24 protein-coding genes are annotated in these 25,629 nt (G+C 65.7%); 9 read left to right on the top strand and 15 right to left on the bottom strand.

Features of this window, described 5'->3' with window-relative positions; genetic code table 11:
- Position 1: 1 nt before the first annotated feature.
- From nagZ to M2336_RS07795, 4 genes are all read right to left on the bottom strand, one after another.
- Positions 2-1,018, bottom strand: a complete 1,017-nt coding sequence (nagZ, locus tag M2336_RS07810) for a beta-N-acetylhexosaminidase (protein ID WP_264574574.1) — start codon at positions 1,016-1,018, stop codon at positions 2-4.
- A gap of 10 nt (positions 1,019-1,028) precedes the next feature.
- Entirely contained in the window at positions 1,029-1,790 is a 762-nt protein-coding gene (locus tag M2336_RS07805; protein WP_181558849.1) for an SPOR domain-containing protein, read from the bottom strand.
- Positions 1,790-3,517, bottom strand: coding sequence for an arginine--tRNA ligase (gene argS / locus M2336_RS07800; protein WP_264574573.1), 1,728 nt, complete (start codon positions 3,515-3,517; stop codon positions 1,790-1,792). Before argS ends, M2336_RS07805 begins: the two co-directional genes overlap by 1 nt.
- A 71-nt stretch (positions 3,518-3,588) precedes the next feature.
- Complete coding sequence (locus M2336_RS07795; protein WP_264574572.1) at positions 3,589-4,242, bottom strand: hypothetical protein; 654 nt, start codon at positions 4,240-4,242, stop codon at positions 3,589-3,591.
- A 255-nt stretch (positions 4,243-4,497) separates the two neighbouring features.
- Between M2336_RS07795 and ispH the strand changes: the two genes are divergently transcribed.
- The 5 genes from ispH to M2336_RS07770 all read left to right on the top strand — a co-directional run bounded on the left by ispH (position 4,498) and on the right by M2336_RS07770 (position 8,744).
- Entirely contained in the window at positions 4,498-5,454 is a 957-nt protein-coding gene (gene ispH, locus M2336_RS07790; protein WP_413714902.1) for a 4-hydroxy-3-methylbut-2-enyl diphosphate reductase, read from the top strand.
- A 3-nt stretch (positions 5,455-5,457) separates the two neighbouring features.
- Positions 5,458-6,441: a homoserine kinase gene (gene thrB / locus M2336_RS07785; protein WP_264574571.1), complete on the top strand. Its 984-nt coding sequence runs from the start codon at positions 5,458-5,460 to the stop codon at positions 6,439-6,441.
- Positions 6,438-6,875 (top strand): ribonuclease HI, encoded by a 438-nt coding sequence (gene rnhA / locus M2336_RS07780; protein WP_264572183.1) that lies wholly within the window; start codon positions 6,438-6,440, stop codon positions 6,873-6,875. Before thrB ends, rnhA begins: the two co-directional genes overlap by 4 nt.
- Before the next feature lie 132 nt (positions 6,876-7,007).
- Complete coding sequence (gene amyA / locus M2336_RS07775; RefSeq protein ID WP_264574570.1) at positions 7,008-8,495, top strand: alpha-amylase; 1,488 nt, start codon at positions 7,008-7,010, stop codon at positions 8,493-8,495.
- Between the two features lie 105 nt (positions 8,496-8,600).
- On the top strand, positions 8,601-8,744 hold the full coding sequence (locus M2336_RS07770) for a hypothetical protein (RefSeq protein ID WP_181558843.1): 144 nt from the start codon (positions 8,601-8,603) through the stop codon (positions 8,742-8,744).
- 63 nt (positions 8,745-8,807) lie between these two features.
- On the opposite strand, the gene M2336_RS07765 is transcribed toward M2336_RS07770, so the two are convergent.
- The 3 genes from M2336_RS07765 to M2336_RS07755 all read right to left on the bottom strand — a co-directional run bounded on the left by M2336_RS07765 (position 8,808) and on the right by M2336_RS07755 (position 14,011).
- Positions 8,808-10,025, bottom strand: a complete 1,218-nt coding sequence (locus tag M2336_RS07765; RefSeq protein ID WP_264572181.1) for an argininosuccinate synthase — start codon at positions 10,023-10,025, stop codon at positions 8,808-8,810.
- 411 nt (positions 10,026-10,436) lie between these two features.
- Complete coding sequence (katG, locus tag M2336_RS07760; RefSeq protein WP_264574569.1) at positions 10,437-12,668, bottom strand: catalase/peroxidase HPI; 2,232 nt, start codon at positions 12,666-12,668, stop codon at positions 10,437-10,439.
- Positions 12,669-12,775: 107 nt separating this feature from the next.
- The gene (locus M2336_RS07755; protein ID WP_264592774.1) at positions 12,776-14,011 is read right to left on the bottom strand and encodes an SAM-dependent methyltransferase; all 1,236 of its coding nucleotides are present in this window, start codon (positions 14,009-14,011) and stop codon (positions 12,776-12,778) included.
- 118 nt (positions 14,012-14,129) lie between these two features.
- Between M2336_RS07755 and M2336_RS07750 the strand changes: the two genes are divergently transcribed.
- On the top strand, positions 14,130-14,753 hold the full coding sequence (locus M2336_RS07750) for a flavin reductase family protein (RefSeq protein WP_181558839.1): 624 nt from the start codon (positions 14,130-14,132) through the stop codon (positions 14,751-14,753).
- Between the two features lie 8 nt (positions 14,754-14,761).
- Here M2336_RS07750 and rlmN read toward each other — a convergent pair whose 3' ends face one another.
- Complete coding sequence (gene rlmN, locus M2336_RS07745; protein WP_264574567.1) at positions 14,762-16,030, bottom strand: 23S rRNA (adenine(2503)-C(2))-methyltransferase RlmN; 1,269 nt, start codon at positions 16,028-16,030, stop codon at positions 14,762-14,764.
- 260 nt (positions 16,031-16,290) lie between these two features.
- Between rlmN and M2336_RS07740 the strand changes: the two genes are divergently transcribed.
- Positions 16,291-16,563, top strand: a complete 273-nt coding sequence (locus tag M2336_RS07740; RefSeq protein ID WP_264574566.1) for a PepSY domain-containing protein — start codon at positions 16,291-16,293, stop codon at positions 16,561-16,563.
- A gap of 11 nt (positions 16,564-16,574) precedes the next feature.
- Here M2336_RS07740 and M2336_RS07735 read toward each other — a convergent pair whose 3' ends face one another.
- On the bottom strand, positions 16,575-18,170 hold the full coding sequence (locus M2336_RS07735) for a M28 family metallopeptidase (protein WP_264592773.1): 1,596 nt from the start codon (positions 18,168-18,170) through the stop codon (positions 16,575-16,577).
- Positions 18,171-18,256: 86 nt separating this feature from the next.
- Positions 18,257-18,772, bottom strand: coding sequence for a hypothetical protein (locus M2336_RS07730; protein ID WP_264574564.1), 516 nt, complete (start codon positions 18,770-18,772; stop codon positions 18,257-18,259).
- Between the two features lie 172 nt (positions 18,773-18,944).
- Here M2336_RS07730 and dnaN point away from each other — a divergent pair, with 172 nt between their 5' ends.
- Entirely contained in the window at positions 18,945-20,057 is a 1,113-nt protein-coding gene (gene dnaN, locus M2336_RS07725) for a DNA polymerase III subunit beta (protein ID WP_181558834.1), read from the top strand.
- 15 nt (positions 20,058-20,072) lie between these two features.
- Here the strand turns inward: dnaN and M2336_RS07720 are convergent, their stop codons facing one another.
- Positions 20,073-21,404 (bottom strand): amidohydrolase, encoded by a 1,332-nt coding sequence (locus M2336_RS07720; RefSeq protein WP_264574563.1) that lies wholly within the window; start codon positions 21,402-21,404, stop codon positions 20,073-20,075.
- Positions 21,405-21,556: 152 nt separating this feature from the next.
- Here M2336_RS07720 and M2336_RS07715 point away from each other — a divergent pair, with 152 nt between their 5' ends.
- The gene (locus M2336_RS07715) at positions 21,557-23,134 is read left to right on the top strand and encodes a gamma-glutamyltransferase family protein (RefSeq protein WP_264574562.1); all 1,578 of its coding nucleotides are present in this window, start codon (positions 21,557-21,559) and stop codon (positions 23,132-23,134) included.
- A gap of 25 nt (positions 23,135-23,159) precedes the next feature.
- Here the strand turns inward: M2336_RS07715 and hpxZ are convergent, their stop codons facing one another.
- Genes hpxZ through M2336_RS07695 form a run of 4 tightly spaced genes read right to left on the bottom strand, consistent with a single transcriptional unit; the run spans position 23,160 to position 25,556 of the window.
- Positions 23,160-23,543 (bottom strand): oxalurate catabolism protein HpxZ, encoded by a 384-nt coding sequence (gene hpxZ / locus M2336_RS07710; RefSeq protein ID WP_264574561.1) that lies wholly within the window; start codon positions 23,541-23,543, stop codon positions 23,160-23,162.
- Entirely contained in the window at positions 23,543-24,343 is an 801-nt protein-coding gene (locus M2336_RS07705) for a cysteine hydrolase family protein (RefSeq protein WP_264574560.1), read from the bottom strand. The genes hpxZ and M2336_RS07705 overlap by 1 nt, the downstream gene beginning before the upstream one ends.
- A complete protein-coding gene (locus M2336_RS07700) occupies positions 24,343-24,771 on the bottom strand; it encodes a cupin domain-containing protein (protein WP_264574559.1) in 429 nt (142 codons plus the stop codon). The genes M2336_RS07705 and M2336_RS07700 overlap by 1 nt, the downstream gene beginning before the upstream one ends.
- Positions 24,768-25,556, bottom strand: coding sequence for a creatininase family protein (locus tag M2336_RS07695; protein WP_264574558.1), 789 nt, complete (start codon positions 25,554-25,556; stop codon positions 24,768-24,770). Before M2336_RS07695 ends, M2336_RS07700 begins: the two co-directional genes overlap by 4 nt.
- Positions 25,557-25,629: the final 73 nt, after the last annotated feature.

Raw genomic sequence — 25,629 nt, 5'->3', positions numbered from 1 at the left:
CTCATGCCGGCGCGAGGGCCAAGAGCGCGTCGCGCGTCGCCATCGCCTTTTCACCCGGCCAGGCCGGATCGGCGCCGGCGGCGATGCTCGCCATCGCCCGGTCCAGCCGCTCGCGCGCCGCATCGGACATGTCTGGCAAGCGCGCGGCAATGGCCGTCATCTCGTCCATCCGCCCCCAGCAATTGAGCGCCAGATCGCAACCGGCCGCGACCACCACCTCGGCCAGTTCATCCGCCGGACCGTTGAGCGCCTTCATGTCGAGATCGTCGGACATCAGCAGGCCATCAAAGCCGATAGCCCCCCGGATGATCTCGCGAATCACATAAGGCGACAGGCTGGCTGGCCGATCCGCATCCCACGCGGTGTAGACGATGTGCGCGGTCATGCCCGCCGGAGCGTGACGCAGCGCCCGGAATGGCGCGAGGTCGCGCTCCATCTCATCGGCGCTGGCCGAAACCGTGGGCAAAGCGAGATGGCTGTCGACCAGCGCGCGACCATGGCCCGGCATATGCTTGACGATGCCGGCGACGCCGCCGTCCCTCAGCCCCTCCAGCGTTGCCCGGCCCAGCGCCGCGACGCGCATCGGCTCAGCGCCGAAGGACCGATCCCCAACAATGTCGCTCGCGCCGGGATAGCGCAGATCGAGCACAGGGGCGGCATTGGCGGTGATCCCGACATCCGAGAGCATCGTGCCCAGCAGCCGGGCGTTGCAGCGCGCCGCCTCCATGGAGCTTGAGGGCGCGAGATCATAAAGGGCATCGAAGCGCGCGGCGGGGGGACAGTCCGGCCAGTGCGGCGGGCGCATCCGCGCGACGCGGCCGCCTTCCTGATCGATCATGATGTACAGATCGTCCCGCCCGGCGATCTCGCGCAACTCATCGGTGAGCGCGCGCAACTGGGCGCGGTCGGCGATGTTGCGGCCGAACAGGATGTAGCCTGCCGGGTCGCAGGCACGGAACAGCGCCCGCTCGTCCGCGCTGACACGCTCGCCGGCAAGGCCGAAGATGACCGGCTTCATCGCGCGGAGATCACCGGACGACGATGCAATTTTCGCCCGCCACCCGAAGCCGCCCGCAGGTGGCGGTGGCATCCGCCGGGGAGGCGACGCTGGCGCGCAGGCGATACAGGGTGCGTCCGCCCGTCTCGACCGGCTCGACGCTGTGCTTGAGGGCCGAGAGATAATCGAATCGGCCGGACTGCTTCTTCCAGACCTCCTCGGCGATGGCGCGCGAGGCAAAGGCGCCGAGCTGGACGCGCGGCCCGGTCAAGGTATCGACATCCTCAACCTTCGCCGGAGCTGGCGCCGCCGGCTTGGGCGTGGCGGCCGTCTTGACCGGCGCGATGACCGTGGGCTTTGCCGCCGGACGTTCTGCGGGAACGGCGAGAGCCGGCGCGGTCGGGCCGGTCTGCTTCAAATCGTCACGCGGTGCTTCCGGCACGCGGCTCGCATCGATGCGGCCCGAGGCCTCCCGGCCCTCGCTGGCTGCAAAGGCTTCGTCTCCTTCCCCATCGAAGGTGCGCGCGTCCGACGCGTTGGCCGGGACCTTGTAATCCTTGTTCTCCGCCGCGATCAGCGGGGCCGAGCCATCGCTGCCGCTGCGATCGCGGTTGCTGAACAGGTAGCCGCCGGCGACAATCACACCGAGCAGAACCAGGCCCAGCACCGCCAGACCGACAATGCGGATCGGGGATACCCTTTCGGTCTCTTCCTCAATTCCTGCGGGCTCCAGCCAGGGCAGCCGGTCCTCGTCATCAAGATTGAGACCGTTATTCGGCTCCCCGGCTGACATCAGTTCATCTCCTCAAGCGCGCTGACGCCCATCAGGGCCAGGCCGTTCTTGATAACCTGACCGATTCCGGCGCTCAAGTGCAGTCGCGCCGCGGTGAGGCCCGCATCGCCCGCGACGATCACGCGCCGCTCGGGCTGATCGTTGCCGAGGTTCCACCAGCCATGGAAGCTGGCGGCAAGATCGTAGAGATAGAAGGCGATGCGATGCGGCTCACGCGCATTGGCGGCAGCCTCCACCACGCGGGGGAAAGTGGCCAGCTGTTTGACCAGATCCACCTCCTCCGGGCCGAACAGCGCGCTGTCCGCCGCGGGCAGCCCGTCCGGGAAGCTCTCCTGCACCCGGCGCGCCAGCGAGGAAATCCGCGCATGGGCATATTGCACGTAGAAGACCGGATTGTCCTTGCTGGCTTCCACCACCTTGGCGAAGTCGAAATCCATCTGCGCATCGGCCTTGCGCGTCAGCATGGTGAAGCGCACCACATCCTTGCCGACTTCCTCGACGACGTCTGCCAGCGTGACGAAATTGCCGAGCCGCTTGCCCATGCGGACCAGCTCGCCATTACGCATCAGGCGGACCATCTGCACCAGCTTGACGTCGAACTGGACCTTGCCGCCGGTCAGCGCAGCCACGGCGGCCTTGATCCGCTTGACGGTGCCGGCATGGTCGGCGCCCCAGATGTCGATCAGCTGGTCGGCGTTTTCGGCCTTCTGGGCATGATATGCGAGGTCGGTGCCGAAATAGGTCAGCCCGCCATCGGACTTGCGCACCGGCCGGTCGCTATCGTCGCCGAACTGCGTCGCCCGGAAGAGCGTCATTTCGGTCGGCTCCCAGTCGTCCGGCAGTTCACCCTTCGGCGGCTCCAGTACGCCCTGATAGATAAGCCCCTCTGCCTCCAGCCGGGCCAGCGCGGCATCGACGCGGCCGGCCTGCTGCACGGCCGCCTCGGAGGCGAAGACATCATGATGAATGCCGAGCAGCGCCAGATCGGCGCGGATCATGTCCATCATCGCAGCGACGGCGCGCTCGCGGAACAGGTCGAGCCAGTCGGCTTCCGGGGCTCCGACGTAGCGATCGCCGAATTCCGCCGCCAGCGCCTGACCGATCGGGATCAGATATTCGCCGGGATAGAAGCCCTCGGGGATCGTGATCGTCTCGCCCAGCGCTTCCCTGTAGCGCAGATGCACCGAACGGCCGAGCGTCTGCACCTGCGCACCGGCATCGTTGATATAATATTCGCGGGTGACTTTATGCCCGGCATATTCCAGCAGCGCGGCCAGCGCATCGCCGACCACCGCACCCCGGCAGTGGCCCATGTGCATCGGCCCGGTCGGATTGGCCGAGACATATTCGATGTTGACGCGCACGCCCTTGCCCATCGTCGAGCGGCCATAGTCGGCGCCGGCCGCATGGATGGCCGCCAGCTCGTCTTCCCAGGCAGTGCGGACAAGGCGCAGGTTGATGAAGCCGGGGCCCGCGATCTCCACGCCGTCGACATCCGTGAGCGTCCGCAGCCGGCCGGCGATCAGCTCGGCAAGGGCGCGGGGATTGGTGCCGGCCGGCTTGGCCAGCACCATCGCGGCATTGGTCGCCATGTCGCCATGCGAGGGATCGCGCGGCGGTTCGACGGTCACGGCGGCACGATTGAGGCCGGCGGGCAATTCGCCAGCCTGCACCATGTCGTCCAGAAGGCCGTCCAGCGCGGCGGCGATACGAGCGAAGATATTCATCGGGTCAGCGGTCCTGTCAGCATCGGCGGCGCGGCTGCAGGATGCTGCGGTCGTCCGGCCGCCGGAAAATATCAGCGGGTCACGTTATAGCGGAGCTGGTCGGTGGTCAGGTTGAAACCCAGGAGCAGCTCGAAGCTGCTTCGCTGGATCGCCTCGCGCACTTCAGGGCGGGCCAGCGGATCGAGCGCCGCGTCCTCATCGCCCGTCTTGCGCGGGCGGGTGATCATGCGCTCGACCTCGGGCGGCAGCGTTGCCGCACTGCGATCGATATAGGCGGAGGTGCTACCCGTCGCCTCGGCACGCAGCGCCCCCTCGGCGAAATTCAGCCGCACCATCGTAACGCGCTTGGCGGTCACCGCCGTCGCGCCGCGCACGACCGCCGCGAAGACGGGCAGATCGACCGTCCGCGCCGGGCCCGCATCGCGGCGCACCGCGACCACCTTGTAGCCGACCTGCGAATAAATGTCGGTGTCGCCGGTCGTGCAAGACGGCCGCACATCGGTGAGCGTCGCGACCACATCGATCGCGCGCGCGTCGCGGCTGTCGGCCGGGTCGAACAGCGTGACGTCGCCGGTGTGCGCGGCCACGGCCACGGTCGGGCATGCGGTGCGGAACTGGATGATGCCTTGTCCGGCGGAGTCGATGTCGCCGCGCTTCGCGCAGCCGGCCATCAGGGCGACAAGAGCTGCCAGAACGGCGGGTTTCGAGAGAGCGGCGATCCGCACGATGGCTCCAATTCCTTCATTCTGGCGCGCGCGGGATATCCCGCGCACAATCGGGTCCGCGCTTCTTAGTCGCGCTCCCACGGGCGCGCAACCGAAAGGGCACGTCGCCCGGACGGGCTGCAAAGACCTCGCCCGCGCCAGATGACCGCAGGATGAACCGGACGGCCGTTGCGCCCTCTCCCATTCTTCCGGCTTTCCCTCGGGCGGCCATGCCCCTAATGGGACTGGATGGATGGATCGACACATATGCCCGACATGCCTGCCTCTCGCCAGCGCCCCGCCCTCACCGTTCTGGTCGCCGCACCGCGCGGCTTCTGCGCCGGTGTCGACCGCGCGATCATGATCGTGGAGCGGGCGCTCGAGAAGTTCGGCGCGCCGGTCTATGTCCGGCACGAGATCGTCCACAACCGCTTCGTCGTCGATGGGCTGCGCGCCAAGGGCGCCATCTTCGTGGACGAGCTGGACCAGGTGCCCGATGGGCGGCCGGTGGTCTTTTCCGCCCATGGCGTGCCCAAGGTCGTGCCCGCCAATGCCGAGGCGCGCGGCCTCGATTATCTCGATGCGACCTGCCCGCTGGTTTCCAAGGTCCACCGGCAGGCCGAGCGGCAGGTGGAGGCCGGGCGCCACATCCTGTTCATCGGCCACGCCAATCACCCCGAGGTGATCGGCACGTTCGGCCAGGTGCCGGACGGCGCGATGACGCTGATCGAGACGCAGGCAGATGCCGAGGCCTTCCAGCCCGCCCCCGGCGTGTCGCTGGCCTTCCTCACCCAGACCACGCTCTCCGTCGACGATACCGCGGAGATCGTCGCGACGCTGGAGCGGCGCTTTCCGGACATTGCCGCGCCGAAGGGCGAGGACATCTGCTACGCGACCTCCAACCGGCAGGCCGCGACGAAGGAAATCGCCCGTCGTGCGCAGGCCGTGATGGTCATCGGTGCACCCAACAGCTCCAATTCCATGCGGCTGGTCGAGGTCGCCGACCGCAGCGGCGCGCGTGCCCGCCTGATCGAAACGGCCGACGAAATCGACTTCGACTGGCTGGCCGGCGTCGAGACGCTGGGCGTGACCGCCGGGGCCAGCGCGCCCGAAGTGCTGGTGCGCAGCGTGATCGACAAGCTCGCCACCCGCTTCGACGTGACCGAGGAGGAAGTGCTCACCACCACCGAATCGATCACCTTCAAGCTGCCGCGCGGCCTGGAAGCGGCCTGAGCCATGGCTGTCTACACGCAGGTGCCGGCCGAGACGCTGGCGCTCTTCCTCGAACGCTATGATGTCGGCACACTGCTCGCCGCCAAGGGCATCGCCGAGGGCGTCGAGAACAGCAATTATCTCGTCGACACGACCGGCGCGGACGGCAAAGGCGCCCGCTTCATCCTGACGCTCTACGAAAAGCGCGTGGATGTGGCGGACCTGCCCTTTTTCATGGATCTGCTCGACCATGTCGGCGCGCGTGGCTGCCCGGTGCCGCGCTTCATCCACGACCGCGAGGGCAAGGCACTGCAGACGCTGTGCGAGCGGCCCGCCGCCCTCATCGAGTTTCTGAACGGCGTCTCGGTGACCCACCCGACCCCGCCGCAGGCCCGGTCTGCCGGCGCGGCCCTGGGGCAGTTTCACCGCGCCGCCGAGGATTTCTCCGGCGAGCGCCCCAACACGCTCGGCCCGGAAGGATGGCACCGCCTCGCCAATGAGTGCGGCGGCGCGCTGGATACCATCCAGCCGGGGCTGGAACAGCGCGTACGGACCGAACTCGCCTATCTCGACGCGCATTGGCCGGATGCGCTGGCACGTGGCGTCATCCATGCCGATCTGTTTCCGGACAATGTGCTGATGCGCGGCGACGAGGTCGGCGGACTGATCGACTTCTACTTCAGCTGCACGGACATCCGCGCCTATGACCTTGCCATCATGCATGGCGCCTGGTGCTTCGGGCCCGACGGGCGGGACTTCGACAGCGCCGTGGCTTTGGCGCTGATCGCGGGATATCGCGCGACGCATGGGCTGACCGCGGAGGAATATGCCGCGCTGCCTGTCCTCGCACGCGGCGCGGCGCTGCGCTTCCTGCTGACCCGCGCCTATGACTGGATCAACACGCCCGCCAATGCGCTGGTGACGCGCAAGGATCCGCTGGCCTATCTGCGGCGCCTCGACTTTTATGCCGAAACGGACGCAGCGGCGCTGTTCGGCTCGGCCTCGTGAAAACCGTTCAGCTGTTCACCGACGGCGCCTGCAAGGGCAATCCCGGACCGGGCGGCTGGGGCGTGGTGCTGCGCTTCAACGGCCATGAGAAGGAGCTTTCCGGCGGGGAAGCGCACACCACCAACAACCGCATGGAGCTGATGGCCGCGATCGCTGGCCTCAACGCCCTCAAGGGGCCGTGTCACGTGATTCTCTCCACGGACAGCAACTATGTGAAGGACGGCATCACCCGCTGGATTCACGGCTGGCAGCGCAATGGCTGGCGCACCGCCGACAAGAAACCGGTCAAGAATGCCGACCTCTGGCAGGAACTGCTTGCCGCCGTCGCGCCCCACCAGATCGACTGGCAATGGGTAAAGGGCCACTCCGGCCACCCGGAAAACGAGCGCGCCGACCGCCTCGCCAGCGATGCGGCGGAGCGGGCGCGGGGTTAGGTTTCGCGGCTCCGGGCTGCTGTTCGCGTTAGCCCCATAGCGCCCGGTTTTACGCCGGCTGGAACGTCCGCCGCCAACCTTCGTTACGGCGTGGAGCCGATCCTGGGCTCGTTAGCCAAAGATCGGACTGTTATGCCGCCACGCACCCTGATCCAGTTCTTCCATTGGTACACGCAGGATGGAGGGCGGCATTGGGATGAGGTGGCTGGCAAGAGCGCGAGCCTCGCGGGCATCGGCATCACCGATATCTGGCTGCCGCCGGCCGGCAAGGGGGCGGCGGGCGGCTATTCGGTTGGTTATGACGCCTATGACCTGTTCGACCTCGGCGAGTTCGACCAGAAGGGCACGGTGGCGACCAAATATGGTGATCGCGCCGCGCTCGAACGGGCCTGCGCTACCCTGCGCGATGCCGGATTGCGGGTGATCCACGACGTCGTCTTCAATCACAAGATGGGCGGAGACGAGACGGAGCAGGTGCGCGTGCGCCGGGTCAATCCGGATAACCGCACCGAGATCGAGGACGAGGCTTTCGAGGCGCGCGCCTATACGCGCTTCACGTTCCCGGGGCGCAATGGCGCCTATTCCAAGTTCATATGGGATGCCCGCTGCTTCAGCGGCGTGGACCATCTCGACGAGCCCAATGAAAATGGCGTCTTCAAGCTCGTCAACGACTATGGCGATGGCGAGTGGAACGCCGAGGTGGACGAGGAACTCGGCAACTTCGACTATCTGATGGGATCGGACATCGAGTTCCGCAACAACGCCGTCTATGAAGAGCTGAAATATTGGGGCCGCTGGCTGGCCGAGCAGCTTCCTGTCGATGGCTTCCGGCTCGATGCCGCCAAGCATATCCCGGCCTGGTTCTTCCGCGACTGGGTGGGGCATATGCGGGAGAGCGTGGCGGACGATCTGTTCGTGGTCGCCGAATATTGGCACCCGGACATGACCGCCCTGCAGACCTATCTCGACCGGGTCGATCATCAGCTCGCCCTGTTCGACGTCGCCCTGCATCACCGCTTTTACGAAGCCTCCTGCGCGGGCGACGCATTTGACATGCGGACGATCTTCGACGGTTCGCTGGTGGCGGTGGCCCCGGACCGGGCGGTGACGATCGTGGCAAACCACGACACCCAGGCGCTGCAGGCCATGGAAGCACCCGTCGAGACCTGGTTCCGTCCGCTGGCTTATGCGCTGATCCTGCTGCGCGAGGCCGGGGTGCCCTGCGTGTTCTATCCCGATCTCTATGGCGCGCGGTACAATGATACGGGCGGCGATGGCGAGACTCATGAGGTCGAGATGCCGACGATTGACGGCCTCGAGAAGCTGATCGAAGCGCGGCAGCGTTTCGCGCACGGCCCGCAGACCGACCTGTTCGACGACCCCCATGCCATCGGCTTCATCCGCCACGGCACGGAGGATGCGCCGGGCTGCGTCGTGCTGCTCACCAATGCGGGCGATGCCAGTAAGGTCTTCGATCTCGGCCCGGATCATGCCGGCGCGGGTTTCCGCGATTATCTCGGGCATTGCGAGGAAGAAATCTGGTCGGACGATGAGGGACGGCTGATCGCGCGGGTGAATGGCGGAAGCGTGAGCGTGTGGGTGCGCAGCGACGCATTTTGAAGGGCTCAGCGCCAGCGCATTGCCCTTTTGGGAACTCCGGGGCGACTGATGCTCAGGAACGACCCTCCAACATCGCGCGTTGGCTCAATTGAAAGGAGTTCTCAGATGGAAGATGAGGTTCACAAGACCACCGAAGACGCCCGTGCCGGCCAGACGCCGCACATCGTCCGTTATGTGCTGAGCATCTCGCTCGTGCTTGCGGTGATTGTGATGGCGGTCGTTCTGTTCTGGGGCTCTGCCCAGAGCTGACGACGGCCTGAATGCGCTTTTACGCGCAGAAAAGTGGGGCCGGACGCGGCCGGCCCACATTCCTCAAATATCGCGGCGCCCGAGCAACCGCAGACGCAGAGCGTTGAGCTTGATGAAGCCAGCCGCATCCCGCTGATCATAGGCGCCCGCATCATCCTCGAACGTCACGACCTTCTCGCTGTAGAGCGAATTGGGCGACTTGCGGCCCACGACGATGCAGCTGCCCTTATAGAGCTTGAGGCGGACCGTGCCCGCAACCTTCAGCTGGCTGTGGTCGATTGCCGCCTGCAGCATCTCGCGCTCGGGTGAGAACCAGAAGCCGTTATAGACCAGTTCCGCATAGCGCGGCGCCAGTTCGTCCTTGAGGTGGGCGGCGCCGCGATCCAGCGTCAACTGTTCGATGCCGCGATGTGCCAGCGCATAGATCGTGCCGCCCGGCGTCTCGTACATGCCGCGCGATTTCATGCCGACGAAGCGGTTCTCGACCAGATCGAGCCGGCCAATGCCGTGCTTGCGACCCAGTTCGTTGAGGGCTTCCAGCAGCGTGGCCGGACTCATCGCCTGACCATTGAGGGCCGTACCGTCGCCCTTCTCGAAATCGACGGTGATATATTCCGGCGTGTCCGGCGCATCCTCGGGATTGACGGTGCGCGAATAGACATAGTCCGGCACCTCCTCCCACGGATCTTCGAGCACTTTGCCTTCCGAGGAGGTGTGCAGCATGTTGGCGTCAGTGGAGAACGGCGCTTCGCCGCGCTTGTCCTTGGGCACCATGATCTGGTGCTGCTCGGCCCATTCGATGAGCTTGGTGCGCGAGGTCAGATCCCATTCGCGCCACGGCGCAATGACCTTGATATCCGGCTGGAGCGCATAATAGCCAAGCTCAAACCGCACCTGGTCATTGCCCTTTCCGGTCGCGCCGTGGGACACGGCATCGGCCCCGACCATCTTGGCGATCTCGATCTGGCGCTTGGCGATCAGCGGCCGCGCGATGGAGGTGCCAAGCAGATACAGCCCCTCATACATGGCGTTGGCGCGCATCATCGGGAAGACATAATCCCGCACGAATTCCTCGCGCAAATCGTCGATGAAGATGTGCTCGGGCTTCACGCCGGCATTCAGCGCCTTCTGCCGGGCCGGCTCCAGCTCCTCGCCCTGCCCCAGATCGGCCGTGAAGGTCACGACCTCGCAGCCATAATGGATTTGCAGCCACTTGAGGATGACGCTGGTATCGAGGCCACCGGAATAGGCGAGAACAACGCGCTTGATGGTGTCGGACATGGCGACAGGGGTCTTTCGAACTGGAGGTCGAGGATCAGGCCGGTCGCCTATCAGCGTCGCTCAAAACGCGCAACCTGTGAGGGACGCCGGGCGCGCCAATCCGGTGGCAGCCCGCCACTAGTCATCGGCACGATCGATCATTGAGACGACTTTAATCGATTTTTGTTCTTGAACGGGTGGCATTATTGTCAGCCTTGGAACGCAGCCTGCAGCCTGCGTCCATTGCTCGCCGGTTCCCCACGGCCGCGCGAGCACCTGCTGCCCCGGCACCCCCCTCCTGCCGGGGCAGCTATCGCCTCCCGACATTCCCCTGCATCCGGCAAGACCGCGGCAGCTTTGCGCCTGTATAAAACGAACCGCCCGGCCCCATCTCTGGAGCCGGGCGGCGAAGCATCCGTCATGGAAGGAGGATTATGCCGAGAGATCGAACCGGTCGGCGTTCATCACCTTCACCCAGGCCGCGATGAAGTCGGCGACGAACTTGTCGGCAGCGTCGGACGACGCGTAAACCTCCGACAGCGCCCGCAATTGGGAGTTCGATCCGAACACCAGATCGGTGCGGGTCGCGGTCCATTTCTCCATGTCCGTCTTGCGGCAGGTGCCGACGAACACCTCGTCCCCGCGATCATCGACTTCCTTCCACGCCGTGCCCATGTCGAGCAGGTTGACGAAAAAGTCGTTGGTCAGCTGGCCGGGACGATCCGTCAGCACGCCTTCCTTGCGACCATTGTGATTGGCACCGAGCACGCGCAGCCCGCCGACCAGCACCGTCATCTCCGGCGCGCTCAGCCGCAGAAGCTGGGCGCGGTCGATCATCAGCTCCTCGGTCGGCACGCTGAAGCGCACCTGGAGATAATTGCGGAAGCCGTCTGCCTTGGGCTCCAGCACGGCGAAGCTTTCGACATCGGTCCAGTCCTGCACGGCATCGGTGCGACCGGGCGTGAACGGCACGGTCACTGCGCGCCCGGCTGCCTTGGCGGCCTGCTCGATGCCGACGCTGCCGCCCAGCACGATCAGATCGGCAAGGCTCACCTTCTTCCCGCCCGGTGCCGCCGCATCGAAGTCCGTCTTGATGCCCTCATAGACATTCAGGACACGGGCCAGTTGCGCGGGTTGATTGACCTCCCAGTCCTTCTGCGGCGCAAGGCGGATGCGCGCGCCATTAGCACCGCCGCGATGGTCCGAGCCGCGATAGGTGGAGGCCGAGGCCCAGGCGGTGGTGACCAGCTCGGCCACGGACAGGCCCGATGCCGCGATCTTCTCCTTGAGCGCGGTGACATTGGCGGGGTCGATCGGCGCATGGTCGGCCTTGGGGATCGGGTCCTGCCAGATCAGGTCTTCCGCCGGCACCTCGGGGCCGAGATAGCGCGCCTTCGGCCCCATGTCGCGGTGACACAGCTTGAACCAGGCCCGTGCGAAGCAATCCGCGAAATAGTCCGGATTCGCCCGGAATTTCTCCATGATCACCCGATAGGCGGGGTCCATCTTGAACGCCATGTCCGCTGTGGTCATCATCGTCGGCACATGCTTGGCAGGATTGTGCGCGGCCGGGGCCAGCGTCTCGGGCGGATTGCCGACCGGCTGCCACTGCTTCGCGCCGGCAGGGCTGCGCACCAGCTCATACTCATGGTCGAGCAACATGTCGAAATAGCTCATGTCCCAGCTGATCGGCGTGGGCGTCCACGCGCCTTCGATGCCGCTGGTGATCGTATGATCGCCGATGCCGCTCTCGTGGCTCGACTGCCAGCCTAGGCCCTGCTGCGCGATGTCTGCGCCTTCCGGCTCGGCGCCGATCTTGGAGGCATCGCCCGCGCCATGCGCCTTGCCGAAGGTGTGGCCACCGGCGGTCAGGGCAGCTGTCTCCTCATCGTCCATGCCCATGCGCTTGAACGTCTCGCGAATGTCCCGTGCGGACTGGAGCGGATCGGGATTGCCACCCGGCCCTTCCGGATTGACGTAGATGAGGCCCATCTGGATCGCGGCGAGCGGATCCTCCAGCGCGCGGCCCTCGGCCTCGTCAATGCGGGTGAGATTGCCTTCCTGGCCCACCCACTGCTCCTCGGTGCCCCAGTAGATGTCCTTCTCCGGCTCGAACACGTCGGCCCGGCCGCCGCCGAAGCCAAACACCGGTCCACCCATCGATTCGATCGCGACATTGCCGGCAAGGATCATCAGGTCCGCCCAGCTCAGCTTCGCGCCATATTTCTGCTTGATCGGCCAGAGCAACCGGCGAGCCTTGTCCAGATTGGCATTGTCCGGCCAGCTGTTGAGCGGGGCGAAACGCTGCTGCCCGCTATTGGCGCCACCGCGACCGTCACCGGTGCGATAGGTGCCCGCCGAGTGCCACGCCATGCGGATGAAGAACGGGCCATAATGGCCGTAATCCGCCGGCCACCAGGGCTGGCTGTCCGTCATCAACGCATGAAGGTCGCGTTTGACGGCCTCATAATCCAGCGTCTTGAACGCTGCGGCATAGTCGAAATCGTCCCCCATCGGGTCGGTAGAGAGACCGTTTCGCTGGAGAATTTCGAGCGAGAGCTGGTTGGGCCACCAGTCCCGGTTGGTGCGGCCCAGCAGCGAGCGCATGGCAGCGGAGGCCTTCATCGGGCAACCCGACGGCGAACCAGTTGTTTTCGCGTCCATTTCAATATCCTTCCCGATCAAAATTCATTGAGGGGAGATTATCGAACAGAGGCCACTCAAAACAGCGATTAAACTTCGTTATTGAAAGCTAGATTTTCGATCAAGCATCAGCCCTTGGCGCGATAGCGTGCCTCGGCCTGCGCCATATAGTCCCGCGTGATGGGCAGAGTGTGGCGATTGCGGACGAACTGGAGCTGGTAGATCGTCTGGCTGCCATAGAGGAAGCCGGACGCTGCTGCCGCCAGATAGAAGGTCCACATGCGGAAGAAGCGCTCGTCGTACAGGGCGACGATCTCCGTCTTCGCCGCCAGCGTGCGCTGATACCAATGCTCGAGCGTGTAGTAATAATGCATGCGCAGCACTTCGATGTCGGTCAGCAGCAGGCGGTTGGGCTCGCTGCCTTCCATGATCTCCGACAACGCCGGGGCGTAACCGCCGGGGAAGATATATTTGCGCATGAAGCCATCCGTCGATGACGGGCCATTGAGGCGGCCGATGGTGTGCAGCAGCATCACCCCGTCCGGCTTCAGCAGGTTATGGCAGGTGCGGAAGAACTCGCGATAATGGCGCACGCCGACATGCTCGAACATGCCGACCGAGACGATGCGATCGAACGTGCCGTTCACATCGCGATAATCGATCAGCTCGAACCGGACGCGATCGGCGACGCCCGCCTCCTGCGCCCTGCGCCGCGCGACCTTGAGCTGCTCCTCGGACAAAGTGACGCCGAGCACGTCCACATCCGCCACGCGGTTGAGATACAGGGCCATGCCGCCCCAGCCGCAACCGATATCCAGCACCTGCTGACCGGGCTTCAGATCGAGCTTGGCGGCGATATGCGCCTTCTTGTCGATCTGCGCCTGCTCCAGGCTTACCGCATCGGGGTCGGTAAAGTAGGCGCAGCTATATTGCCGGTCCTTGTCGAGGAACAGCGCGTAGAGCTTGTCCGATAGATCATAGTGATGCGCGACATTGGCCTTGGAGCGACTGCGCTTGTTGTAATTGTCGCGCCAGTGCTTGATCCGCTCTCCCAGCCAGCCGAGCAAGCTCGGCTCATCGAGCGTCTTGCCGCTTTCCAAAGGCGAATTGGCCGCGACCAGCATGATCAGGTTCCAGATGCTGCCCTGCTCGATCATGAGCTTGCCATCCATGAACCCTTCGGCCGCGCCGAGCGCCGGATTGGTGAGGATGGCCCGCGCGGCGGCATCATCGGTGAAGCGGATGGCGACGTCCGGCCAGCCCCTCACGGCTGTTCCCAACACTTCCTGCGACCCATCCGCATAGCGGATGGTCAATGTGCCCTGACTGATGATCTTGCCGAGCAGGCGACCCAATATTCTCATGGCGCGCGTTTATAGCGCGGCGGATCGTTCGGTCACCCCCTTTCACGAAGAGCGGGCGCTTTCCCTGACCGGTCCATCTGCTATTCCGCTGCCTCGGCCCGTCGGAGATGAGACGATCATGACCACCCCCAGCTTCCACAGCTACCGCCCGGCCGATGGCCATGGGCTGGCGCACAATCCGCTGAATGCCATCGTCGCGCCGAGGCCGATCGGGTGGATCGGGACGGTCAGCGCGACCGGCGTGCCCAATCTCGCGCCCTACAGCTTCTTCAATCTCTTCGCCTACAGCCCGCCGATCATCGGCTTCTCATCCAGCGGCGTGAAGGACAGCCTGACAAACGCGCGCGCGACCGGCGTCTTCACCTGGAACCTGGTTGGCCGCTCCCTGGCCGAGGCGATGAACGCCACATCGGCAGAGGTCGCGCCGGACATCGACGAATTCGCGCTCGCGGGGCTTGAACCGCTCGCATCGGTGGAGATCGCGGCACCGCGCGTCGCGGCCAGTCCGGTGCAGTTCGAATGCCGGGTGACAGACATCATGCCGCTGCGTGGCCTTTCCGGCGCGCAAAGCGGCAATGTCATGGTGTTTGGCGAAGTGGTCCACATCCACATCGATCCGGCCTGCCTGCATGACGGCATTTATCGCACCACCGATGCCGTGCCGGTGGCGCGGGGTGGAGGTCCGGCCGACTATTACGAAATCCGGCCCGACACACAGTTCCTGATGAAGCGCCCCGGCTGAACCTCGGCTCAGCCCAGCGCGGCCTGCTTCTCGGCCGCGAGCCGATCAAGCTCGGCGCGGCTCTTCTTCTCACTGGCGGACTTGAGCTGCCCGCAGGCGGCCATGATGTCGCGACCGCGCGGCGTGCGCACCGGCGCGGAAATGCCAGCCTCAAAAACGATGTCCGAGAAGCGCCTGATCCGCTCCGGGGTGGAGCATTCATAAGGCGCGCCGGGCCACGGGTTGAAGGGAATGAGGTTCACCTTGGCCGGCAGACGATATTGGCGGAGCAGACGGACCAGTTCGCGCGCATCCTCATCGCTGTCATTCTTGTCCTTGAGCATCACATATTCGAACGTGATGCGACGGGCATTATTGGCACCGGGATAGTCGGCACAGGCCTGGAGCAGCTCTTCCAGCCCGAACTTGCGGTTGAGCGGCACGATCTCGTCGCGCACCTCCTTGGTGACGGCGTGGAGCGAGACGGCCAGATTGACGCCGATCTCCTCGCCCGCGCGCGCCATCATCGGCACCACGCCGCTGGTGGAGAGCGTGATGCGGCGCTTGGAGAGCGCCAGCCCGTCGCCATCCATCACCACCTTGAGTGCATCGCGGACATGCTCGAAATTGTAGAGCGGTTCGCCCATGCCCATCATCACGATATTGGTGAGCAGGCGCCCGTCCGGGCTGTACTGCGGCGCGTCGTCGTCTTCTTCCTCTTCCACCTCGCCGAAGCCGGCCATGCTGCCCTTTGGCCACTCGCCAAGGGCATCGCGCGCGAGCATCACCTGCCCGACGATCTCGCCCGGCGTCAGATTGCGCACCAGACGCATCGTGCCGGTGTGGCAGAAGCGACAATTGAGCGTGCAGCCGACCTGGCTGGACACGCACAGCGTCCCCCGGTCCGCATCGGGGATGAAGACCATTTCATAATCCTGCGCGTCGTCGGAGCGCAGCAGCCATTTGCGCGTGCCGTCCGAGCTGATCTGCGCTTCCACCACATTGGGCCGCCCGACGATGAAGCGCTCTGCCATCCAGCCCCGCATCGGCTTGGCCAGATCGGTCATGCGGTCGAAATCGGTCTCGCCGCGATGATAGAGCCAGTGGAAGAGCTGCTTGGCGCGCAGCTTCGCCTGCTTCTCATCGAGACCGGCCGCACTCAGCTCAGCCTTGATCTGGGCGCGGGAGAGACCAACGAGATCGACCCGCCCATCCTCGCGCGGCGTGATGGCGCGGGGGACCGGCACAGGATCGACATGGCCGGGGATCGGCATGAGGGGCGTCGCAGTGTGGGGCATGGGGCGCATATAATCGCATGTTGGAGCTTGCGCCAGTGGCGTTCACCAACCCCGATGCCGGCAGACCATCCCCATACGAAACCGGATTTCCCGTCGTTGCGGGAACCCGGCGAGCAAGGAGCCGTTACGCTCTGGTCGTCCGGGCCCCTCTGGCGCTTGCTGGCAAGCGTGATGTCGGACGCCCCATCGCGCCCGAGGCACATCATTCCACGTACGCCATTCGCCGTGGAGTCCTTCGGCGCCTATCGGAGGATTGATCCATGAAGTTCACGGTCCCGCTCCCCCTCGCCGCCCTGGCCTCGCTCGCCTGCGCGACGCCCGCTTTCGCCGCGGACCGTGCCCCGACCCCGGAGGAGGCGAAGGCCATCACTGCCGTGCTGCACGACGCGGGTTTCAAGAGCTGGGACGAGATCGAGTTCGACATCGACGACAATCGCTGGGAGGTCGATGACGCGCGCGATGCGCAGGGCCAGCAGTGGGATCTCCATCTCGCCCCAAAAACCTACGCGATCGTCCGCCGCAAACGAGACTGACGGCGGGCTCCCTAGTTCGCAAAGCGCTTGAAATAGCTGCTGTCCAGCCAGCGCGGGCGTTCCGGCGCGTTGGCGACGCGCTGGGTGAGCGCAATCACATAGTCGGTCAGCTTCACGCCCTCGGCCTTCATGACGGGCTGCAGAAGATCATCCTGGGGAGAATGGTAGATGTTCGCGCGCCACGCGGCCTCCACCGCCTCTTCCGGCGTCCCGAGTTTGAAACCATATTTGGGAAAGAGCGCCGGGATGCCCTGCTTTATGAAGCTATATTGATCCGACCGGATGAACACGTTGCGATCCGGCTTGGGGTCCGGGACGATGGGCAGGCCCATCGCCTCGCTCACCGCCTGCGCATGAGCGCCAAGGGTGCTCTCCTCATAGCCGATGGGCGTGATGCTGGTCAGCGGAAAGATCGGCAGCGGCATATCCAGATTGATGTTCGCCACGATCGATCCGGCCGGCACCGTCGGACGACTGGCGAAATAGCGCGAGCCGAGCAGGCCCTTCTCTTCGGCCGTGACGATGGCGAACAGGATCGAGCGGCGGGTTTTCCTGGGCGCCGCCGCCAGCGCCCTGGCCGCCTCGATCATGCTGGCGACGCCGACGGCATTATCGAACGCCCCGTTATAGATGGCATCGCCATTGACCGGCGCTCCGATGCCATAGCCATCCAAATGCGCCGAAAGGACGACATATTCCGAGGCCAGTGCCGGGTCCGATCCGGGCAGAACCGCGATGATGTTGTTGCTGCTGAGCGGCTTTTGGGTCGCCTTAATCGTCGCGGCAAAACGGGCCGGCAGATCGAAGACGGGCAGCGGCGCGGATGCGTCCGACAGGGCGGACAGCGCCTCGAAGCTCTGCCCCGTGCCCTCGAACAGCAGACCGGCCTTTTCCGGCGAGAGGGTTGCCATCATGAAGGGCACCGAGACATCGCGCAGCGCCGGATCGGCCAGATACATGGAGGAGAGGCTCGCATTGCCGACCTGCCGCTCCCACCGGATCTCGACCTGTTTGGGGGTGGTGAGCACAATCATGCCCAAGGCACCCCGCTCAGCGAGCAGCTTCGCGCGCGCCGAGCGCGCATCCGACTTCAGCGCGCCCGAAATGTCGGCCGGGCCGCCGGAGAGTACGACCACAACCTTGCCCTTGACGTCGATCCCCGCGAAATCGTCGTGACCGGCCTCAGCTATGGAGAGGCCATAGCCGGCAAAGACGAGCGGCGCGTCGATGCTGGCCGGCATGGGCGTGTTGCCACGGAAGAACAGATCCTGCGGGGTCGCCAGAACCACATCGCCCGACGCGCGCTTGAGCACCGCCGTGCTCGCCGGCTGATCGAAGTGCTGCTCGACCAGATCGACACGCTGAAAATAGCCGTCCGTTCCTGCCGCCCGCGCCCCAAGCTCGCGAAAGGACGCGACGACATAATCGGCCGCGCGATCATAGCCCGGCGTGCCGGCTCCGCGCCCTTCATTGGCATCGCTGGCAAGTTCCTCGACATGGCCCCACCAGGCACTGATCCGCTCAGGGGATGGGTCGGGCAGTTGCGCAGCCAGTGGGGCGGCGATCAGGCAGCCAATGACTGCCCCTAGGGCGTGGCGATAGAACATGAAGCATGGTCTCCCCGGACAATGCGCCGCATGCTGCAATGCAACAAGAGCGCTGTCAACGCGTGGCGGGACCGGGAAAGCAGCGCTTAACGTCGCCGCGCGCAGCCCAGCGCCGCCGCGTCGATGGCGGTGGCGGCACCGCCCAGGGCATAGCGATCGGTAAAGCGCCCGCCGGCCCGCGCCCGCCCGGATATGCTCATCGTCCGGTTGGTGCGCATCGCGGCGATGATTGCCGCATCGCTTGCTGGGTCCGCCGCCCAGACATCCGCTTCGGACCCAACCAGCGCGAACTGCCTGCCGCCGAGGGACAGAACCGCGTGCGTATCCTTGGCCAGCTGATGGCTGAGGCGAATATTCACCTGCCCGCGCAGCCCGGCGCGGGGCCAGTAGCCAATGGCGGCGAACGGGCGCCAGGGCGATGCTTCCCAGCCCCCGGCCATCGGCTGGGCCATGGCAAAGCAGCGCTGGGCGTTCGGATCCCGGAACGCGCCCCAGCCCTCGAACACGCCGAGCACATCCCGCGCCCGCGCGCTCCCGGCCGCGGCAAGCGCGGCGCCGATCAGCAGCAGAGCGAGCGCGCGGACAGGGCGGGTGAGCGTCATGCCGCCGGACAAAGCGTAACGCGCCCGCGAACACAAGACGGCGCCGGGTGGACACGCGCTTTTTTCTCGGGGCGACTTGCCCCATGCGGCAATTTCGATAAGGAATGAGGCTCCAAGAGCGGACTCCTTCGCTCCGACTCCATCAACCGGATAAGAAACGGACACCAGAGGGATGAAGGCCACCATCGAACGTGCGACGCTCCTGAAGAGCCTCGGCCATGTCCAGTCGGTCGTGGAGCGGCGCAACACGATCCCGATTCTCTCGAACGTGCTGATCGACGCGACCGGCGACGGCGCCATCAAGCTGATGGCCACCGACCTCGATCTGCAGATCGTCGAGAATGTGCAGGCGCAGGTGGAAACGCCGGGCGCCACCACGGTCTCGGCCCACACGCTGTTCGACATCGCGCGCAAGCTGCCCGAGGGCAGCCAGGTCCGCCTGGAAGCTGCCGAGGGCAAGATGCTGGTGCAGGCCGGGCGTGCCCGCTTCAACCTGCAGACGCTGCCGCGCGACGACTTCCCGATAATCGCGGAAGGCGCGCTGCCCACCAGCTTCGAGCTGCCGGCCGCCTCGCTCATCCAGATCATCGACAAGACGCGCTTTGCCATCTCCACCGAGGAGACGCGCTATTATCTGAACGGCATCTTCCTGCACGTCGCGGAAGACCCCGCCCCGGTGCTGAAGGCCGCCGCGACCGATGGCCACCGCCTCGCCCGCGTGACGGTCGTGCGCCCCGATGGCGCCGAGGGCATGCCGGACATCATCATTCCGCGCAAATGCATCGCCGAGCTGCGCAAGCTGCTCGACGAAGTGGATGGCAGCGTGCGCATCGACCTCTCGCCCACCAAGATCCGCTTCGACCTTGGCAATGCGGTGCTGACCAGCAAGCTGATCGACGGCACCTTCCCGGATTACAGCCGCGTGATCCCGACCGGCAACGACAAGCTGCTCAAGATCGATCCGCGCAGCTTCGAGGAAGGCGTGGACCGCGTCGCGACCATCGCCACCGAGAAGACCCGCGCCGTGAAGATGGCGCTGGAGAAGGACAAGATCACCCTCTCCGTCACCAGCCCGGAAAACGGCACTGCCGCCGAGGAAGTGCCCGGCGACTACAGCGCCGCGCCCATCGAGATCGGCTTCAACGCGCGCTATCTGCTCGACATTCTCGGGCAGGTCGAAGGCGACTCGGTGGAGGTCCACCTCGCCGACGCCGCCGCGCCGACGCTCATCCGCGAGAATGAGAAGGCGCCGGCGCTTTACGTGCTGATGCCGATGCGGGTCTGATCCCGCGCACCAGGCTTATTTGGGATTGCCCAGCACCGAGAGGGCCGCGACCGACAGGCTGCGTATGGCCGTTGGGATGGCGCTTTCGGCGTCCGGCAGGAAGTAGGGCGAGTGGTTTGTTGGGAGCGGCTCGCCGCGCTTGGCATAATCCGCGATGACTGACGGCAGATAGCCGCCGACACCCAGATAGACCGAGCGCATGCCGCTGGCTGACACCAGTTCCGAATAATCCTCGCTGGCCGAGCCGCCCGGCGCGCTGGCCGGGATCAGCGCAATGTCGTCCCACCCCGCCGTGCGCAGGGCAGCTGCGGTTTTTGCAGCGAGATCATCGTCATTGATGACCGATGCCGCGCCCCTGCTGTGATCGATCACCGGTTCGGGCGCCTGCGACATGGTCGCGACGGAGAGTGCCGTGCGCTTCACGCCCTCGACCAGCTGCTCGCGAACCTCCGGCGAGAAGGAACGCAACGTCAGGGCCAGCGATGCCGTGTCCGGGATGATATTGGCCGCCGAGCCCGCCTGAAACGCGCCGACCGTCACGACCCCGAACTCAAACGGATCCTTCTGCCGGCTGATCACGGTTTGCACATCCATCACGAAGCGCGCACCCATCACGATGGGATCGATGGTGCGGCTCGGCATCGAGCCGTGACCACCCTTGCCCTTGAAAGTGATCCGGATGGTGTCCGAATTGCTGGTAAAGGCGCCTTGCTTGACCACGATCCGCCCGACGGGATCATTGCCGACATGGGCCGCAAAGCCGTAATCGGGCTTGGGGAAGCGCGTGAACAGGCCGTCCTCGACCATCTTGCGCGCGCCCTGCCCGCTTTCCTCGCCCGGCTGCGCGACGAACAGCATCGTCCCGCGCCACTGGCCCCGCATGGCGAGCATCGCTTTCGCCGTGCCGACCCACCAGGCCATGTGCAGATCATGGCCGCAGCTATGCGCGACGAATGTGGTCTTGCCTTGATACTGCGCCTCACGGGTGCTCGAGAAGGGCGACTGGCTCAGCTCCTTCATCGGCAGGGCATCCATGTCCGCACGGATCAGCACCACCGGCCCCTCGCCATTGCGCAACACGGCGACGACGCCGGTCCCGCCAACCTTTTCTGTAACCTCCAGCCCCAGCTTGCGCATTTCCTGCGCCAGCCGCGCGGCCGTGCGGGTTTCCGCCAGGCTTAGCTCGGGATTGGCGTGCAGATCGCGGTAGAGCGCAATCAGGTCCGGCGTGCTCTGCTTGATGGATTGCTCGATGGCACCGGTCGCCCGCGCATCCACGGTGGCTGCCATGGCCGGACTGGCCAGCGCCGACATGGCAAGGAGCAGCGCGAGAGGGGATTTGAGCATGGCATCTCTCCGGTAAGCAGGAGGCTGGGTGGCACGAACCGGGCCGGAGCATAGACATGGGCTTGGACGAGGTGAAGTTGAAAGTTATGCAGAAGATGCATACTAGTGCGGCCGCAGCGGACGGGATGCGCTGATCGGAAAGGACCATGACCATGCAAGAGAGTGCCCACGGCAGCAATGGAATGGTTACCGCGCCCCACCATCTGGCCAGCGAAGCCGGCCTGTCCATCCTGCGGGACGGCGGCACGGCGATCGAGGCCGCGATTGCCACCGCCGCCTGCCTCGCCGCGGTCTATCCGCACATGACGGGAATCGGCGGGGATGGTTTCTGGCTGATCCACGAGCCGGACGGCCGGGTCTGGGCCATCGACGCCTGCGGGCGCAGTCCTCGGGCGCTAGGCGATGCCTATGCCGGCCTGTCGGCCATTCCCTGGCGCGGGCCGCTCGCCGCCAATACCGTGGCGGGCACGGTCTCCGGATGGGATCTGGCGCGGTCCTCGCTGCCCTCTCCGCTCCCCCTGAACCGCCTGCTCGCGGACGCCATTGCCCATGCCGAACAGGGCGTGGCGGTGACCGCCGGCGGCGCCGAACTGGCCGCGAGCAAATCGGACGAGGTGACAAGCGTGCCGGGCGCCTATCGCACGATCTTCGAGCCGGAGGGCCGCCCGCTCCGCGAGGGCGACACGCTGCGCCAGCCGCAACTGGCCGCGACGCTGAGAATGCTGGCCGAGGATGGGCTGGACAGCTTCTATCGCGGCGCGCTGGCCGAGCGGATCGCCGATGATCTCGCGCGGCTGGGTAGCCCGGTGACGGCGCAGGATCTGGCAGCCCACCGCGCGACCTCGCCCGCCGCGCTTTCCGTGCGGCTGCGCGACGCTATGCTCTACAACACCGCCCCACCGACGCAGGGCCTCGCGTCGCTGCTGATCCTGGCGCTGTTCGACCGCCTGCCAGCAGAACAGGCCGAAAGCTTCGCGCATTTGCACGGACTGGTGGAGGCGACCAAGCAGGCCTTTCTGGTCCGCGATGCGCATGTCGGCGACCCGGCCTTCATGGAGATCGATCCGCAGGCTCTGCTCGATGACGCGACCAGTCTGGACCGGATGGCGCAGGCGATCGATCCGGCGCGCGCCATGCCCTGGCCGCGCCCCTCGGCCCTCGGAGATACCTGCTGGTTCGCCGCCGCCGATGCCCGCGGGCAGGTGGTGAGCTGCATCCAGAGCACCTATTTCGAGTTCGGCTCTGGCCTCGTGCTGCCGCAGAGCGGCATCACATGGCAGAATCGCGGCTGCTCTTTCCGTCTTGCAGACGAGGGGTGGAATGCCCTCAAGCCCGGCCGCAAGCCGTTCCACACCTTGAATCCCGCGCTGGCGCATTTCGATGACGGCCGGGTGATGGCCTATGGCACCATGGGTGGCGAAGGCCAGCCGCAGACGCAGGCCGCTTTGTTCAGCCGCTACGCCCGTTTCGGCGTGCCCTTGCAGCAGGCGATCTCCGCCCCGCGCTGGCTGCTCGGCCGGACATGGGGGGAAGAGAGCACATCACTCAAGCTGGAGGATCGCTTCGACCCGGCGCTTTATGCGCAGCTTCGCGCGGCGGGGCATGAGGTGGAGCTGGTCGCACCGATGACGGCGATGATGGGCCATGCCGGCGCCATCGTCCGCCATGCCGATGGGCAGCTGGAAGGCGCGAGCGATCCGCGCAGCGACGGCAAGGCGGCGGGCTTCTGAAGTCAGTCCGCGCGGGGGCGTGCCGTCAGTGGCCGCTTCCCTGCAGCGAGACATGGGCGGAGACGATGCGCCATCCCTCCGACAGCCGCGCCCAGCTCTGGCTCTGGCGGCCGATGACCTCGCCGCCGATCCGCTGGAACTCGACATTGGCGGTCGCGAAATCATCGCCGAAGGTGGTGATCTCCATGCGCCGGATGGTCCGAGGCGGCGAGCCGCCCGCTCGCGCCTTGCGGAAGGCGAGGATCTCCTCGATCCCGTACAGGCATTCGCCAACCCCATAACGCACCGCGCGGTCCGACTGCCAGAACATGCCATCCAGCATGGCGATGTCATTGTCTCCCAGCGCGCGTTCGTATGCATCCACAAGCGCGGTCACCTCCGCGAGGACGGCGGGCTTGTTGATCTCCATCACGCGCGCGCCTGCCCGCTCGCCGCGTCCATGCCGGCGACGAGGGCCGCCGAATCGGTCACGAAACCAAAGCATTGTTTCACATTGTAGAGCGTCGCCTCGGCGCAGAAGGCCGGCGAGGTGGTCGCCGCGCAATCGGTGAGCAGCACGCAGTCATAGCCCAGGCAATTCGCGTCGATCAGCGTCGCCAGCACGCACTGGTCGCTGTTCACGCCCGCAAACAGCACCGTATCGACCCGCAGATTGCGCAGGATGCTGTCCAGCGGCGTGTCCCAGAAGCCGGACATGCGATATTTGGAGACGCACACGTCCTGCGGGGCGATCGGCAGTTCGTCGACCACGGCCGCCGCCCAGCTCCCTTCTTCCAGAACCGGCGCCCCGTTCGCCAGCGGATCGCCAAGGCCGGTGCCGGTGCCATCCGGCTTGTAGACATGGAGGACCGAGGGGCTGAGGTTCATCCGGTCCGGCCGGTTGCCCCAATTGAGCCAGATGACGGGCACGTCCTCTGCGCGCAGACGCGGCAGCAGCGCCTGCAACGGCGCGATGGGCGAGCGCGCGGCGGAAATATCCACGCCAATCGAGGCCAGCCAGCCATCGGGGTGGCAGAAGTCGTTCTGCATATCCACCACGACAATCGCCGTGCGCGCCAGATCGATCTGCAGATTCTGCGGCGCGGCTTCGCAGGCGACAACGCGGCGCGGCTGGTCGCCCTGCGCGAGAATGGCCTCCTGCGCATTCACCTGCCACGCGCGGCGCGGCGAGCTGCCGAGGCGATGATAGGAGGCTGTCTGGTCCGGCATCATGCGTCTCCTGAGAGAAGAGCGATATCGCTGGCATCGAGATCGACCGGCACGCCAGAGCGGATGAGGTCGGAGAAGCCTTCATCGGGTGTCATGACAGTGAGCGTGTAGAGTTTGCCCGGCCCGGTATTCTCGATGACATGCAGGCCGCCGGGCGGCAGCAGCATGGCGCTGCCCCGGCTGAGCGACACGCTGGCTCCATCGCAGGTCGCCCGCCCTTCCCCTTCCAGCACGTAGAAGAACTCGAAGGCGGCCTTGTGGCTGTTCGGCGGGGTCTTGCCGCCGGGCTCGAAAATCTCGACCACGCACACATGTTCGAAGCCGGGCACGGCCTTGTCATGCAGGATGACGAAATAGTTGGTGTCGGTCGGCGCGATGCGGAACGCCTGCAGTTCGGTCGCACGGGAGAGATAGACGGCGGGATTCATGCGCGGGACTCCGGCAAGGGGTAGCGGCTGACATCGGCAAGCAGACGCGCGAGGCCGCGCCCGGCATGGTCGAGGCATTGGGCGCCATGATCGGCATTGGCGAGGCTGGCATTGCCGATCGCCCCGTCCGGATTGATGTCCTGCGTCATCCAGCCCATGCCCACCGCGCCTTCGAGCCGAAGCTCATCATAATCGCGCGCAATCGCCGGGCCGGTAGAGGGGAAATCGGCCATCAGCTCGCGCTTCACCTGATCGGGACGCAGGTGGAGCATCATCGAGCTTTCCACCGCGCCGGCATGAATGCCGTGATGCAGCTCGTCCTCGCTGAACAGGCCCTCCGGCACGCCAAAGCCATAGGTGCTCGCGGAGACGGCGAGAGCGCCGTGACGCACGCGCAGCTCGCGCACCAGAATCTCGACAAGCTGGGGCTGGCCACCGTGCGAGTTCAGCACCACGATCTTGCGGAAACCGGCGCGCAGGACGGACTCGGCGATATCGATCCAGTAGCGCAGCAGCGTCTCGGCCCCCACCGTCAGCGTGCCGGGGAAGGCCATATGCTCATTGCTCTTGCCGATGGCGAGCATCGGCAGCGCGACGACGCGCACGCCGTCCGCCAAGTGACGCGCTGCGGCCGCGACGACACCCGCATTGATGTCGGCATCGACAGAGACCGGCAGATGCGGCCCGTGCTGCTCGATGGCAGCGACCGGCATGAGGGCAATATCGCGCGCGGCATCCACGGACTGGAAGTCGCGCGTCGTCATATCCTGCCAATATTCAAGCATTGCCTTTATCCCTCAAAACCGCAGGAACGCGCTGGCCGCCATCGCGCCCACCGCTGCGTTTCTGCCCTATTTC

It is taken from the genome of Sphingobium sp. B1D7B, assembly GCF_025961965.1.
Classification (GTDB): Bacteria; Pseudomonadota; Alphaproteobacteria; order Sphingomonadales; family Sphingomonadaceae; genus Sphingobium.
The sequence above is the reverse complement of the archived record's forward strand: the minus strand, read 5'-3'. Positions and strand labels throughout refer to the sequence as shown.

What these genes read in the sequence shown, in the direction of transcription:
- ispH (WP_413714902.1), top strand. Translation starts at nt 4,498, where the DNA reads ATGCCTGCCTCTCGCCAGCGCCCCGCCCTCACCGTTCTGGTCGCCGCA.
- katG (WP_264574569.1), bottom strand. Translation starts at nt 12,668, where the DNA reads ATGGACGCGAAAACAACTGGTTCGCCGTCGGGTTGCCCGATGAAGGCC.
- M2336_RS07720 (WP_264574563.1), bottom strand. Translation starts at nt 21,404, where the DNA reads ATGCTCAAATCCCCTCTCGCGCTGCTCCTTGCCATGTCGGCGCTGGCC.
- M2336_RS07735 (WP_264592773.1), bottom strand. Translation starts at nt 18,170, where the DNA reads ATGTTCTATCGCCACGCCCTAGGGGCAGTCATTGGCTGCCTGATCGCC.
- M2336_RS07705 (WP_264574560.1), bottom strand. Translation starts at nt 24,343, where the DNA reads ATGCCGGACCAGACAGCCTCCTATCATCGCCTCGGCAGCTCGCCGCGC.
- M2336_RS07765 (WP_264572181.1), bottom strand. Translation starts at nt 10,025, where the DNA reads ATGTCCGACACCATCAAGCGCGTTGTTCTCGCCTATTCCGGTGGCCTC.
- M2336_RS07695 (WP_264574558.1), bottom strand. Translation starts at nt 25,556, where the DNA reads ATGCTTGAATATTGGCAGGATATGACGACGCGCGACTTCCAGTCCGTG.
- nagZ (WP_264574574.1), bottom strand. Translation starts at nt 1,018, where the DNA reads ATGAAGCCGGTCATCTTCGGCCTTGCCGGCGAGCGTGTCAGCGCGGAC.
- M2336_RS07740 (WP_264574566.1), top strand. Translation starts at nt 16,291, where the DNA reads ATGAAGTTCACGGTCCCGCTCCCCCTCGCCGCCCTGGCCTCGCTCGCC.
- argS (WP_264574573.1), bottom strand. Translation starts at nt 3,517, where the DNA reads ATGAATATCTTCGCTCGTATCGCCGCCGCGCTGGACGGCCTTCTGGAC.
- M2336_RS07750 (WP_181558839.1), top strand. Translation starts at nt 14,130, where the DNA reads ATGACCACCCCCAGCTTCCACAGCTACCGCCCGGCCGATGGCCATGGG.
- hpxZ (WP_264574561.1), bottom strand. Translation starts at nt 23,543, where the DNA reads ATGGAGATCAACAAGCCCGCCGTCCTCGCGGAGGTGACCGCGCTTGTG.
- M2336_RS07755 (WP_264592774.1), bottom strand. Translation starts at nt 14,011, where the DNA reads ATGAGAATATTGGGTCGCCTGCTCGGCAAGATCATCAGTCAGGGCACA.
- M2336_RS07715 (WP_264574562.1), top strand. Translation starts at nt 21,557, where the DNA reads ATGCAAGAGAGTGCCCACGGCAGCAATGGAATGGTTACCGCGCCCCAC.
- thrB (WP_264574571.1), top strand. Translation starts at nt 5,458, where the DNA reads ATGGCTGTCTACACGCAGGTGCCGGCCGAGACGCTGGCGCTCTTCCTC.
- amyA (WP_264574570.1), top strand. Translation starts at nt 7,008, where the DNA reads ATGCCGCCACGCACCCTGATCCAGTTCTTCCATTGGTACACGCAGGAT.
- dnaN (WP_181558834.1), top strand. Translation starts at nt 18,945, where the DNA reads ATGAAGGCCACCATCGAACGTGCGACGCTCCTGAAGAGCCTCGGCCAT.
- M2336_RS07770 (WP_181558843.1), top strand. Translation starts at nt 8,601, where the DNA reads ATGGAAGATGAGGTTCACAAGACCACCGAAGACGCCCGTGCCGGCCAG.
- M2336_RS07700 (WP_264574559.1), bottom strand. Translation starts at nt 24,771, where the DNA reads ATGAATCCCGCCGTCTATCTCTCCCGTGCGACCGAACTGCAGGCGTTC.
- M2336_RS07805 (WP_181558849.1), bottom strand. Translation starts at nt 1,790, where the DNA reads ATGTCAGCCGGGGAGCCGAATAACGGTCTCAATCTTGATGACGAGGAC.
- rlmN (WP_264574567.1), bottom strand. Translation starts at nt 16,030, where the DNA reads ATGCCCCACACTGCGACGCCCCTCATGCCGATCCCCGGCCATGTCGAT.
- M2336_RS07730 (WP_264574564.1), bottom strand. Translation starts at nt 18,772, where the DNA reads ATGACGCTCACCCGCCCTGTCCGCGCGCTCGCTCTGCTGCTGATCGGC.